This window comes from Streptomyces sp. NPDC055254 (assembly GCF_053606025.1).
In genome coordinates, this window is the sequence record NZ_JBSGQV010000001.1 from 225,846 (window position 1) to 238,120 (window position 12,275).

Sequence of the window (12,275 nt, forward strand, 5' to 3'; positions counted from 1 at the left end):
GCGCTCGGCCTGGCTGCGGCCCGGGGGCGCCCTCTTCTGGAGAGCGCCCCCAAGCCGCACCGCGGCCATCACCTGCCCTTCGTGCCTAGCGGGTGTGGCACTGGAACACTGGATACTGGACGGGACAACCTGGTCTGACGGGGAACTACTTGACGACGCCCAGGGAGGCGTAGTCGTACCGGCCGTTGTAGGCGTCGGAGGTGTAGGCGTTCGTCAGACGGCTGCTGCGCCAGGTGATCGTCTTGTCGTAGACGAAGGGGAGGTAGACAGCGGCCTCGGAGACCTTCTGGTTCATCTGCTTGTAGATGTCGCCGGCCTTGGCCGGGTCGGTCTCCGCGATGGCGTCGTCGAACAGCTTGTTGATCGCCGGGTCGTTCAGCTCGGAGAAGTTGTTGTTACCGCTCTGCAGGATGAAGCGGCCGTCGACCAGCGGCTGGGAGAAGCCCTGACCGGTCGGGAAGTCGGCGCCCCAGCCCATGATGATGATGCCGTAGCCCTTGTCCTTGACGACCTTGGGCGAGCCGATGATGCCGGAGGTCTGGGCACCGTCGAACTGGTCGACCTGGGCCTCGATGCCGACCTGCTTCAGCGCGTTCTGCAGGGAGACGGCGGTGGCGATCTCGACCGGCTTGTTGTTGCGGACCGCGATGGTGGTCTTGAAGCCCTCGGGCTTGCCGCAGGCGGCCAGGTGCTCCTTGGCCTTCGCGATGTTGGCCTTGCCGTCGTCCTTCAGCACGCCGTACGGGTCGTAGGAGGCGTCGGAGCCCTTGATGCCCAGCGGGAGCATGTTGGGGGCGATGTCGCCACCGGCCTGCGGGCCGCCGCGGGCGGTCTGCAGGGACTTCTTGTCGGCCGCGTAGATGACGGCCTTGCGGCAGTCGATGTTGTCGAACGGCGCGACCGTCTGCGGGAAGACCGCGTAGCGGATGAAGCCGGTCTGGCCGTTGTCGAGGTTGTTCTTGTGGTCCTTGAGCGCGGTGGAACGGGCCGCCTGGCCGATGCCGGTCGCGTTGATGTCCAGGTCGAACTCGCCGTTCATCAGGCGCTTGTCCATGTCGTCCGCGTTCGCCATGAACGTGACCGAGATGGTGTCCGGGAGCGCCTTGCGGATGGTGTCCGACTCGGGCTTGTAGTTCTCGTTGCGCGAGAGCTTCATGCTCTTGTTGGGCTCGTACGAGTCGATCTTGTACGGGCCGTTGGAGAAGGGCTTGAGGCCGTACTTGGCGGCCGTGTCCTTCTCCTGCTTGACCGGGCTGGCGGCCGGCATGGCGAGCATCTGCTCGAAGTCGCCGTTGGGCTGCGGGAGCTTGAAGACGATGGTCTTCGCGTCCGGCGTCTCGATGGCCTTGAGGCCGAGCTTGTCCGGGCTGGGGTCCTTGTACGGGCCCGGGTACTCGGCCTTCGGGTCGAGGACCTGCATCAGGTAGACCGGGCCGCCGGAGATGACGTCCTGGGCCCAGGTGCGCTCGATGCCGTACTTCACGTCCTGGGCGGTGACGGGGGTGCCGTCCTCCCAGGTCACGTTGTCCTTGAGGGTGTACTTGTAGGTCTTGCCGCCGTCACTGATCTCGGCCTTGGCGGTGGCGAGGTCGGGGACGAGCTCGGTGCTCTCCGCGCCCGGGGCCGCCTTGAAACTGACCAGCTGGCGGGCGTAGTAGCGGGAGAAGTCCCACATGAAGCCGTAGTAGCCGCGCTGCGGGTCCCACGAGTCGGCTTCCTGGGTACCGACGAACTTGAGCTCGCCGCCCTTCTTGTCGGAAGGGTTGGAGACCTTGCCTATGCCGGAGTTGAAGCCACCGCCGGCGGCGGCCGACTTGTCCTCGGTCTTCTCCTTGCCGCCACAGGCGGTCGCGGTCAGCATGGCGGCGAGCACGACGGCCGTGCCAGCGGCAAGCCTGCGCTTCGACGTGCGATGGGTAGTCACGATGCTCGCAACCCTCCGTTGTAGTTCCGGTGTACTTCCGGCCCGGTGCACTTGCGGCCCGAAGCCGATTTCTGGGTGACCTGCGGTGTACTAGCGCGAGCCCTTCGGGTCGAGGGCGTCACGGACGCCGTCGCCGAAGAGGTTGAAGGCCAGCACGGTGATGAAGATCGCTACGCCGGGGAAGATCATGAAGAGCGGATCGTCCTCGTAGGTCCGCACGGCCGTGGAGAGGGTCTCCCCCCAGGACGGCGTGGGCGGCTTGACGCCGACTCCGAGGAAGCTCAGGGCGGCCTCGGTCAGCACGTTGGTCGGGATCATCAGCGTCGAGTAGACGGTGATGGGTGCCACCAGGTTCGGGAGCAGTTCGCGGAAGAGGATGTACAGCCGCCCGGCTCCCAGGCTGCGCGCCGCCTCGACGTATTCGCGCTCGCGCAGCGACAGGGTCTGTCCGCGCACGATGCGGCCGATGTAGGGCCAGCCGAAGAAGCCGATGACCAGCACCAGTACGGCGATCCGCAGGCCGGACCCCTCGAAGCCCCACAGCTCGCCCGGGATGACGGAGATCAGCGCGATGATGAACAGCAGCTGCGGGAAGGCCAGCAGCAGGTCCATGACACGGCTGATGGCCGCGTCGACCCAGCCTCCGAAGTAGCCGGCGATGATGCCGAAGAAGGTGCCCATCGACACCGCCACGAAGGCGGAGAGGAAGGCCACCAGCAGGGAGATGCGGGCGCCGTAGACGATCCGGCTGAAGACGTCGCGGCCGTTGACCGGCTCGACCCCGAGCAGGAACTCGCCGCTGATACCGCCCCAGTCACCGGCCGGCAGGCCGAGGAGCGGGTCCAGCATGTCCTCGTGCAGCTCCTCCGGCGGGTGGCCGAAGGCCTTGACGATCAGCGGCGCGAACAGCGCGACGAGGATCAGCAGGATCACGATGACGCCGCCGGCCAGGGCGACCTTGTCACGCTTGAGCCGCAGCCAGGCGATCTGCCACGGCGAGCGGCCCTCGATCGCCTTCTGCGGGACTTCGGGGGCGGCCACGGCCGCGGGATCTGCCGCGTCGGTTTCGTGCAGTGGTGCCGTCATCGTGGTGGGGACCCCTCTCGGCCGACGGTTGCCGGCCCATGCCCGCCGCTGTGGCGGCTTCGTTCTATCGGCGTCACTGATGGTGCGAAGGCGCGGAATACGCCTGAAGTGCACGTGAAGAGCAGGTGCTTACGGGATTGACCGGCCTTCGGTGGGGGGAGTCTTCAACGGCGTCGGAACCGGCCGCCAGACCTGCCGGGGATGTGATGCGCAACCGTGATCTGCGTCTACACCTTCCGTTATCCGAACCGCGCGCCCTGTTCAGCGGTGAAAGACCGCCCGTTCGGTACCGAACCGGACATCAGGGCCAACTGCCCTTTCGCGCATGCTTCTTGGGTGTATTCGGCGGATATGGCGAAGGCCGCACCGGTGGGTCCGGTGCGGCCTTCGAGACGGATGTCTTGATATGCGGACGTGCTCAGTACGACGGCGCCTGGCCCTCGCGGTCGTAGAACGGCCGGGTCTGCGCGCGCAGCCACATGGCCACGGGGTCGTGCTCGTCCGCCAGGGCGACCGTGCACACGGGTACGCCCTCGGGCACGACTCCGACGGACTGGCGCATCATCTCCCGTACGGATTCCAGCGCGGACGCGGAGGCGTCGTACAGGTCGAGCCCGACGGCGAGGTACGGCGACCCCAGCGCCGGCTGCACCCACGCGCGGCGCAGCGACCGGACGGCCGGGGTGCGGTGCGCGTGTTGCGTCAGCAGCCCGTAGAACTGCGGGAGCTCGATGGCGGGCTCGGTCAGCCGCAGCGGGCCGGCCGGCATCCGGTCGAGGCCGGTCGCGATCCGTCGCAGGTCCGCCCAGGGGATGCCGAGACCGCCGCCCTGGACGTGCGGGTTCAGCCACAGGCCCCAGCGGTCCGGGTAGAGGGCGCGGGCGATGTCCCGGCCCGTGACCACCTCGTAGCCCCGGTTCCAGCCGCTGGCGGCCAGTTCCTGCGGGGAGGTCACGCAGGGCGCGTACCCGAGGCCCTCGACCTCCATGCCGCCGTACTGGGCGTCCGGCGATCCCGGCTGCCCCTGCCAGAGCAGCATCCACAGCCGGCCCTCGGCGAGGGCGCCCAGGAGCGACTCGTAGCTCTCGTAGCGCCCCGGAGTCACCTGGCGCAGCATGTGCTCGACCTGCCCGGCCGCGGCCGTGCCTGACGCACTCACCCGGTACCCCTCTTCGTCCGCCCGTCGCTCCACGCGTTCCTCCCGTTCCGGCGCGGTCACACGCACGACCGGGAGATGTAACCAGCTTATGCGGCCCTACGGCAGGTAGAAGGGGCGTACGCGCTCACGAATCCAGTCCGTGACCGGGTCCTGCACCGCGTCCAGGAGGATCAACTGCACGGGCCAGGGCGCCGGTACGCGCGCCAGGGCCCGGCCGAGCGCCTCCATCGGCGCGTTCGCCGACTCGGCCTCCCATCCCACCAGTCGGACACCGATGAACAGTTCCGGGGCCCCGCCCTCGACGCTGGCCAGGCAGCGGTGCGCGGCGGCGACCGTTCCAGTGGCCCGGAACTCCTCGGCGGCGGCGGCCAGGAAGTCGACCGGGTCCTCCTGCCAGTCGGGCTCGTACAGCCGCACCCGGCCGCCGCCGGCCGGACCGTCGAGCGGCGTCCGGCCGGTACGGCACAGCTCCGCCACGGCGGGCGGGGGCAGCGGCACGCCGACCGCGCCCTCCGGGTTCACCGCGATGCCCAGCTGCGGGGGCAGGCCGCGCGCGAACTCGGCGGCGGGGGCCACGGCGAAGTCCATGCCGGGTCCGACGCAGGCGAGGAACTGGGCCTCGGAGCTGTAGACCGGGACGTACGCCGTCCCGCCGATGTCCATCGTGGGCAGGGTGAGGCCGCTCGGGCCCGGCTCGGGGCCGCCCCCGGCGGGCAGCGGCACCCACACCTCGCTGCGCCCGAGCACCTCCAGGATCCGCGCACCCGCGTCCCTCTGCCCGAGCGCCGCCCCCAGCACCCGCTCCAGCTCGTTGCCCGGCCAGCCGCTGCCCTGCATGTTCCCCTGCCTCCGTGTGGTCCCGCCCCGTCGTCGTGCCGAAGGTTACGCGGGGAAGTCGATGCCGGTCACGGCGGCCGCCGAGGCACGGTCCAGGAGCACCACCGAGGCGCAGCCCGCCGGCGGCCGGCCGGCCTCGGCCTCGCGCAGCAGCCGGCCCACCGCCGCGCGGTGCCGGGCGAAGGCGTACGCCGACACGCTCCGGCCCCGCGCCCGCTGCCCGGCGAGGGCCTCCTCGGGGCTGGTGTCCAGGAGCAGCAGGTGCAGTGCGCTGCCCCGGCGGCGCACGGCGGCCGCGAGCAGGCCCCGTACCCAGCTCTGCGTACCGCAGTCGTGGACGACGAGGGAGGCGCCCGAGCGCAGCAGCCGCCACAGCCCCCGGTAGTGCGCGACGCGGACGAGCGGCCGGTACACCGCGTAGGGCAGCGCCGAGGGCATCCGGTGCTCCCAGCGCTCGCGGGTGTTCTGCGAGTCGACGGCGCCGTCCGCGGCGGCCGCCCGCTCGATCAGCGTGCTCTTCCCGCCGCCGGGCAGGCCGGAGACCACCACGATGTCGCCCGCGGCGAAGCGGAGCCGGTGCGGGCCGCGCACCTCCGGTCCGCGCAGGTCGCGCACGGTTGCCGCGCCCGCCCCGGCCGCTCCCCCGCACGCGCGCGGGCCGCGCCGCGCGGGCACCGCGTCCACGGTTCCCGTCGTCGTCACCACTCCGAATCTCCGCACAGTGTCGCCTCCCCCGAATCGGGTCGCCAGGACCCTTGCCCACTGAGTGTAAAGAGACGGTCATCTCGCATGGCCGGTTCCGGTCCGGCCCGCCGCGGGTCCGCGCCGTCTTTCGGACCCGTACGCCCGATCACCGCGGTGGCGTGCAATGATGTGCGCCATCTGGACCAACTGCATACCGGCCGCTTGAATCCGCGCGGGAGAGTCCCGGCACGCCGCAAGGCCGTGCGCGGGCGCCGAAGGAGCAAGAACCTCCCTTGAATCTCTCAGGCCCCGTACCGCGTGGATGAGGCAGATCTGAAAAGCGAGCCGTGTCCCCACTCTCCGTGAGGCGCGTGCTCCACCCAAGGTGCAAGTCGCGAATCCCGTCCCGAACGATCGACGGAGCTCGCGGCGAACCTCTCAGGTTCCGATGACAGATGGGGAGGAACGTCCTCGTCATGTCATGTCGATGCCCTGGGACCCGGGAGCCACACCCATGAGCACTGCCCCCCGTCTGACCGCCCTCGATGCGCTGCACCGCTCCCTCGGTGCGACCATGACCGACTTCGCGGGCTGGGACATGCCGCTGCGGTACGGCAGCGAGCGCGACGAGCACAACGCCGTCCGCACGAAGGCCGGTCTCTTCGACCTCTCCCACATGGGCGAGATCACGCTGACCGGCCCGGAGGCCGTGAAGGCCCTGGACTACGCGCTGGTCGGGAACATCTCCACGGTCGGCGTCGGCCGCGCCCGCTACACGCACATCTGCCGGGCCGACGGCGGCATCGTCGACGACCTGATCGTCTACCGGCTGGGCGAGACGGAGTACATGGTCGTCGCCAACGCCTCCAACGCCCAGGTCGTCCTCGACGCCCTGACCGAGCGCGCCGCCGGCTTCGACACCGAGGTCCGCGACGACCGCGACGCGTACGCGCTGCTCGCGGTGCAGGGACCGGAGTCCCCCGGCATCCTCGCCTCGCTCACCGACGCCGACCTGGACGGCCTCAAGTACTACGCCGGCCTGCCGGGCACGGTGGCCGGGGTGCCCGCGCTGATCGCGCGTACCGGCTACACCGGCGAGGACGGCTTCGAGCTGTTCGTCGCCCCCGAGCACGCCGTGGAGCTGTGGCAGGCCCTGACCAAGGCGGGGGAGGGCGTCGGCCTGGTGCCGGCCGGCCTGTCCTGCCGCGACACGCTGCGCCTGGAGGCGGGCATGCCGCTGTACGGGCACGAGCTGAGCACGGAGCTCACCCCCTTCGACGCGGGGCTGGGCCGGGTCGTGAAGTTCGAGAAGGAGGGGGACTTCGTCGGCCGCGCCGCGCTGGAGGCCGCCGCCGAGCGGGCCGCCACCAAGGCGCCGCGCAAGCTGGTCGGTCTGATCGCCGAGGGCCGCCGTGTCCCGCGCGCCGGTTTCCCGGTCGTCGCGGACGGCCGGGTCATCGGCGAGGTCACCTCCGGCGCCCCGTCCCCGACGCTGGGCAAGCCGATCGCGATGGCGTACGTGGACGCGGCGCACGCCGCGCCCGGAACCTCCGGCGTCGGCGTCGACATTCGCGGTACGCATGAGGCGTACGAGGTCGTTGCCCTGCCGTTCTACAAGCGGCAGAAGTAGTTCCGCACACGCCTTCACCGCACGCGCGGCCGTACGGGAACCCGTACGGCTCCGTCTCAGTACCCAAGACCGCTGTTCGCATCCACTCCCCCGCATCCAGGAGAATCAGGCCATGAGCAACCCCCAGCAGCTGCGTTACAGCAAGGAGCACGAGTGGCTGTCGGACGCCGAGGGCGGCGTCTCGACGATCGGCATCACCGAGTTCGCGGCCAACGCGCTCGGTGACGTCGTCTACGCCCAGCTTCCCGCGGTCGGCGACACGGTGACCGCGGGCGAGTCCTGCGGCGAGCTGGAGTCGACCAAGTCGGTCAGCGACCTGTACTCCCCCGTCTCCGGCGAGGTCGTCGAGTTCAACCAGGACGTCGTGGACGACCCGGCGCTCGTGAACACGGCCCCGTTCGAGGGTGGCTGGCTGTTCAAGGTGCGCGTCTCGGAGGAGCCGGCCGACCTGCTCTCCGCCGAGGAGTACGCCGCGCTCACCCACTCCGACAACTGACCTCAGGGGATCTTGATGTCTGTGCTGAACACCCCTCTCCACGAGCTCGACCCGGACGTCGCCGCCGCCGTCGACGCCGAACTCGTGCGCCAGCAGTCGACCCTGGAAATGATCGCCTCGGAGAACTTCGCTCCGGTCGCCGTCATGGAGGCCCAGGGCTCCGTCCTGACCAACAAGTACGCCGAGGGCTACCCGGGCCGCCGTTACTACGGCGGCTGCGAGCACGTCGACGTCGTCGAGCAGATCGCGATCGACCGCATCAAGGCGCTGTTCGGCGCCGAGGCGGCGAACGTGCAGCCGCACTCGGGTGCGCAGGCCAACGCCGCCGCGATGTTCGCGCTGCTGAAGCCGGGCGACACGATCATGGGCCTGAACCTGGCCCACGGTGGTCACCTGACCCACGGCATGAAGATCAACTTCTCCGGCAAGCTCTACAACGTGGTCCCGTACCACGTCGACGAGACCGGACAGGTCGACATGGCCGAGGTCGAGCGCCTCGCCAAGGAGTCCAAGCCGCAGCTGATCGTCGCGGGCTGGTCCGCCTACCCGCGCCAGCTGGACTTCGCCGCCTTCCGCCGGATCGCGGACGAGGTCGGCGCGTACCTGATGGTCGACATGGCGCACTTCGCCGGCCTGGTCGCCGCGGGTCTGCACCCGAACCCGGTGCCGCACGCCCACGTCGTCACGACCACCACGCACAAGACCCTCGGCGGTCCGCGCGGCGGCGTCATCCTGTCGACGCAGGAGCTGGCCAAGAAGATCAACTCCGCGGTCTTCCCCGGTCAGCAGGGCGGCCCGCTGGAGCACGTGATCGCGGCCAAGGCCGTCTCCTTCAAGGTCGCGGCCTCGGAGGAGTTCAAGGAGCGCCAGGTGCGCACCCTGGAGGGCGCCAAGCTCATCGCCGAGCGCCTGGTCCAGCCGGACGTCACCGAGGTGGGCGTCTCCGTCCTGTCCGGCGGCACCGACGTGCACCTGGTCCTGGTCGACCTGCGCAACTCCGAGCTCGACGGCCAGCAGGCCGAGGACCGGCTCCACGAGATCGGCATCACGGTCAACCGGAACGCCATCCCGAACGACCCGCGGCCGCCGATGGTCACCTCGGGCCTGCGGATCGGTACGCCGGCCCTGGCCACGCGCGGCTTCGGCGCCGAGGAGTTCACCGAGGTCGCCGAGATCATCGCGGCCGCGCTGAAGCCCGCGTACGACAGCGCCGACCTGAAGGCGCGCGTCTCCGCGCTCGCCGCGAAGTTCCCGCTGTACCCGTCGCTCTAGTCGGCGGTCCGAGAGGGGCCCGGCCTTGCTTGCGCACAGGACCGGGCCCTTCTCATGCCCGTGGCCCCGGGCGGGTGCGTGTCCGGCCGCCGGCTCGCGGCCCCGGGCGGGTGCGTGTCCGGCCGCCGGATCGGGTGCGAGGAGACTCCGGCGGGCCGGACGGGCGCAGCGGGCCCGGCGCGTCCCGCACACGCCCGACCCGTCCGCGTCACCCCCGCCACCCCGTCCGGCGGACGAGCCGTTCACCTCACCGCGTTAAGCTCGTCTGTCGGACAAAATCCGAACAATCCACCTGTCCTGCCCCCTCCCACCCCACGAGCAGACAAGGGAGTCCGCCAGTGGCCATCTCCGTCTTCGACCTCTTCTCCATCGGCATCGGCCCGTCCTCCTCCCACACGGTCGGCCCGATGCGTGCGGCACGCATGTTCGTGACGCGGCTGAAGAAGGACGGTGTCCTCGCCCAGACCGCCTCCGTGCGGGCGGAACTCTTCGGCTCGCTCGGCGCCACCGGCCACGGCCACGGCACCCCCAAGGCGGTCCTGCTGGGCCTGGAGGGCCACTCCCCGCGCACTGTGAACGTGGAGACCGCGGACGACGAGGTGGAGCGCATCCGCAAGAGCGGGCGGCTGCGGCTGCTGGGCGCGGAGATAGGCGGCGGCCACGAGATCGCCTTCGACGAGCCGAACCAGCTGATCCTGCACCGCCGGCGCTCGCTGCCGTACCACGCGAACGGCATGACCCTCTTCGCGTACGACGACTCCGGCGCCCCGCTGCTGGAGAAGACCTACTACTCGGTAGGCGGCGGCTTCGTCGTGGACGAGGACGCGGTCGGCGAGGACCGGATCAAGCTCGACGACACCGTGCTGAAGTACCCCTTCCGCTCCGGCGACGAGATGCTGCGCCTGGCGAACGAGACCGGCCTGTCGATCTCCTCCCTGATGCTGGAGAACGAGAAGGCCTGGCGCACGGAGGACGAGATCCGCGAGGGCCTCCTGGAGATCTGGCGCGTCATGCAGTCCTGCGTCGCGCGCGGCATGTCCCGCGAGGGCATCCTCCCCGGCGGCCTGCGGGTCAAGCGCCGGGCCGCCTCCACGGCGCGCCAGCTGCGCACCGAGGGCGACCCGATGTTGCACCGCAGCGAGTGGGCGACGATCTACGCGATGGCCGTCAACGAGGAGAACGCCGCGGGTGGCCGGGTCGTCACCGCCCCCACCAACGGAGCGGCGGGCGTGCTGCCCGCCGTGCTGCACTACTACATGAACTTCGTACCGGGCGCGGACGAGGACGGCGTGGTCCGCTTCCTCCTGGCGGCGGGCGCGATCGGCATGCTGTTCAAGGAGAACGCCTCCATCTCCGGCGCCGAGGTCGGCTGCCAGGGCGAGGTCGGCTCGGCCTGCTCGATGGCGGCGGGCGCCCTGGCCGAGGTCCTGGGCGGCACCCCGGAGCAGGTCGAGAACGCGGCCGAGATCGGCATGGAGCACAACCTGGGCCTGACCTGCGACCCGGTCGGCGGCCTGGTCCAGATCCCGTGCATCGAGCGCAACGGCATGGCGGCGGTCAAGGCCGTCACGGCGGCCAAGATGGCGATGCGCGGGGACGGCACCCACAAGGTCTCCCTCGACAAGGTCATCAAGACCATGAAGGAGACGGGCGCGGACATGAAGGTCAAGTACAAGGAAACGGCCCGCGGCGGCCTGGCGGTCAACGTCATCGAATGCTGACCGTCACCTGAACCGCACGCACGAACGCCCCGCCGGACGATCCGGCGGGGCTTTCGTCACCCCCGGTTACGAGTCAGTCAGGGACGGATCGCTACGGTCCCCCGCGACGGAATCATTTGAGATTGGATCACTTACCGGGAAACCAGGACGGAACAAAGGCAATCAGCTCTTCGTCCGTGACACCACCTTCGGTCCAACTCAACAATTCGAGCTTCTGCTTTACCGACCAGCCATACTCTTTACCGAGAGCGGATGCTGCGTTGATTTTCCTACCGCCGTTCTCTCCGAACACTCGAAGGGAGCCGGCTATCTCGATAATCGACGCTCCCTCTCGCTGCATTCGGCATGCCTCCGCAACCCAGTCATCCAGAGACATCGTTACGCCCCTTACGATCTCGTGAAGATTGGCTCAACCTTGGAATAATTCCCGGGCTCGCCGATAGGCTGAAGTGATTGCAGCACGCCAAAGCCGCTTCTCGTGGCCAGCTTCCCTGGGCCGGAGCCACCGGCAGACCTGGCGCCTGAGTGGGAGGGGTCCCTCGTCGGTCGGGCAGCTTCGCCGTACCAGGGTTCCCCGGGGGCCGCCAAGGCTCACACCGTGACGCTTGCGCTTGGCCTTGGCGGCCCCCGGGGGTTCCGCACCGCGCTCGGCAGCCCGGCGATCACCCAGGCCAACGGTGATAGCGACGAACCGCCGCCCTGCACCATCGTCCACTGACGTTGCCGTCATCTACTGCCGTCCCCCACGCAGAAGCCCCGCCAGGACGCACCCGGCGGGGCTTCAATTTCGCTATCGCGAACAGTTTCCCGCGAAGGAAACCTTGAGGAAAGAATGGAGATATAGCCTGTTAGTGATCAATCCAGGCTCTCGGCAAGCTCGATCCAGTCAGCTACTTCCCTCTCCCAATGAGAAGGATCATCAGCCTCAAGGAAGCCCGCCGCCGACCATCGATCCCACAACCCTTCGGGTGCAAGTAGATCTTTCGAAGCCATTGCGCCCAGGCGCCTCTCGATATGTAGCAGCGCACCAAGGCACCACGGCTGGTTTCCCCGATTTTGCGGCTCGCTCAGACTGCGCTCCAGATACTGCTTCAACGCATACGCATCAGAGGGTTGACAGAACCGAGCCAGCGCGAAGGCGACACCTTTCCCCGTGCGCCTGGCATCTCCTTCCGTGATGAGCCTGTGCAGCTCGTCTCGAAATTCAGATTTCTGCGCAAACCCGATGAGCCAACACGCCGTAAGAGCCTCCCGCCAGTCGCCCCCCAGGAGCTGCTCCAGCTCGCTCACCGAAGCCTGCCGACCGTCGTCCCTCATGGCCGCACCGAACTTAAGGGCCTGCTCACGACCAGCCCTCATGAAGCTCGCGGAGAGGAGTTTCTTATACCTGTTCCCAGGCAAGCAATAGCGCGCAAACAGATCACCCGCACTGGTTTCAGACACTCAAAACTCCTCTCCCGGACACG

At 69.2% G+C, this 12,275-nt stretch carries 11 protein-coding genes and 1 riboswitch; of the genes, 4 read left to right on the top strand and 7 right to left on the bottom strand.

Features of this window, described 5'->3' with window-relative positions:
- Positions 1–145: 145 nt before the first annotated feature.
- From ACWFQ8_RS01020 to ACWFQ8_RS01040, 5 genes are all read right to left on the bottom strand, one after another.
- Positions 146–1,924, bottom strand: coding sequence for an ABC transporter substrate-binding protein (locus ACWFQ8_RS01020; protein WP_453784065.1), 1,779 nt, complete (start codon positions 1,922–1,924; stop codon positions 146–148).
- Positions 1,925–2,014: 90 nt separating this feature from the next.
- Positions 2,015–3,010, bottom strand: a complete 996-nt coding sequence (locus tag ACWFQ8_RS01025) for an ABC transporter permease (protein WP_384540415.1) — start codon at positions 3,008–3,010, stop codon at positions 2,015–2,017.
- Between the two features lie 418 nt (positions 3,011–3,428).
- The gene (locus tag ACWFQ8_RS01030) at positions 3,429–4,169 is read right to left on the bottom strand and encodes an enhanced serine sensitivity protein SseB C-terminal domain-containing protein (RefSeq protein WP_453784066.1); all 741 of its coding nucleotides are present in this window, start codon (positions 4,167–4,169) and stop codon (positions 3,429–3,431) included.
- 96 nt (positions 4,170–4,265) lie between these two features.
- The gene (locus ACWFQ8_RS01035) at positions 4,266–5,006 is read right to left on the bottom strand and encodes an enhanced serine sensitivity protein SseB (protein ID WP_453784067.1); all 741 of its coding nucleotides are present in this window, start codon (positions 5,004–5,006) and stop codon (positions 4,266–4,268) included.
- Positions 5,007–5,051: 45 nt separating this feature from the next.
- On the bottom strand, positions 5,052–5,708 hold the full coding sequence (locus ACWFQ8_RS01040) for an AAA family ATPase (protein WP_453784068.1): 657 nt from the start codon (positions 5,706–5,708) through the stop codon (positions 5,052–5,054).
- A 205-nt stretch (positions 5,709–5,913) separates the two neighbouring features.
- Positions 5,914–6,017, top strand: a riboswitch (glycine riboswitch).
- A 187-nt stretch (positions 6,018–6,204) separates the two neighbouring features.
- On the opposite strand from ACWFQ8_RS01040, the gene gcvT reads away from it, so the two are divergent.
- From gcvT to ACWFQ8_RS01060, 4 genes are all read left to right on the top strand, one after another.
- A complete protein-coding gene (gcvT, locus tag ACWFQ8_RS01045) occupies positions 6,205–7,320 on the top strand; it encodes a glycine cleavage system aminomethyltransferase GcvT (RefSeq protein WP_453784069.1) in 1,116 nt (371 codons plus the stop codon).
- A 112-nt stretch (positions 7,321–7,432) separates the two neighbouring features.
- Positions 7,433–7,816, top strand: a complete 384-nt coding sequence (gcvH, locus tag ACWFQ8_RS01050) for a glycine cleavage system protein GcvH (protein WP_453784070.1) — start codon at positions 7,433–7,435, stop codon at positions 7,814–7,816.
- A 15-nt stretch (positions 7,817–7,831) separates the two neighbouring features.
- Positions 7,832–9,088, top strand: coding sequence for a serine hydroxymethyltransferase (gene glyA, locus ACWFQ8_RS01055; protein WP_453784071.1), 1,257 nt, complete (start codon positions 7,832–7,834; stop codon positions 9,086–9,088).
- Positions 9,089–9,426: 338 nt separating this feature from the next.
- Positions 9,427–10,809: an L-serine ammonia-lyase gene (locus ACWFQ8_RS01060; RefSeq protein WP_453784072.1), complete on the top strand. Its 1,383-nt coding sequence runs from the start codon at positions 9,427–9,429 to the stop codon at positions 10,807–10,809.
- Positions 10,810–10,936: 127 nt separating this feature from the next.
- Here the strand turns inward: ACWFQ8_RS01060 and ACWFQ8_RS01065 are convergent, their stop codons facing one another.
- Positions 10,937–11,185, bottom strand: a complete 249-nt coding sequence (locus ACWFQ8_RS01065) for a hypothetical protein (protein WP_453784073.1) — start codon at positions 11,183–11,185, stop codon at positions 10,937–10,939.
- A 479-nt stretch (positions 11,186–11,664) separates the two neighbouring features.
- Positions 11,665–12,252: a DUF6000 family protein gene (locus ACWFQ8_RS01070; RefSeq protein ID WP_453784074.1), complete on the bottom strand. Its 588-nt coding sequence runs from the start codon at positions 12,250–12,252 to the stop codon at positions 11,665–11,667.
- Between the last annotated feature and the right edge of the window lie 23 nt (positions 12,253–12,275).

Coding starts and splice junctions, on each gene's coding strand:
- ACWFQ8_RS01025 (WP_384540415.1), bottom strand. CDS start 3,010: ATGACGGCACCACTGCACGAAACCGACGCGGCAGATCCCGCGGCCGTG.
- ACWFQ8_RS01035 (WP_453784067.1), bottom strand. CDS start 5,006: ATGCAGGGCAGCGGCTGGCCGGGCAACGAGCTGGAGCGGGTGCTGGGG.
- gcvT (WP_453784069.1), top strand. CDS start 6,205: ATGAGCACTGCCCCCCGTCTGACCGCCCTCGATGCGCTGCACCGCTCC.
- gcvH (WP_453784070.1), top strand. CDS start 7,433: ATGAGCAACCCCCAGCAGCTGCGTTACAGCAAGGAGCACGAGTGGCTG.
- glyA (WP_453784071.1), top strand. CDS start 7,832: ATGTCTGTGCTGAACACCCCTCTCCACGAGCTCGACCCGGACGTCGCC.
- ACWFQ8_RS01065 (WP_453784073.1), bottom strand. CDS start 11,185: ATGTCTCTGGATGACTGGGTTGCGGAGGCATGCCGAATGCAGCGAGAG.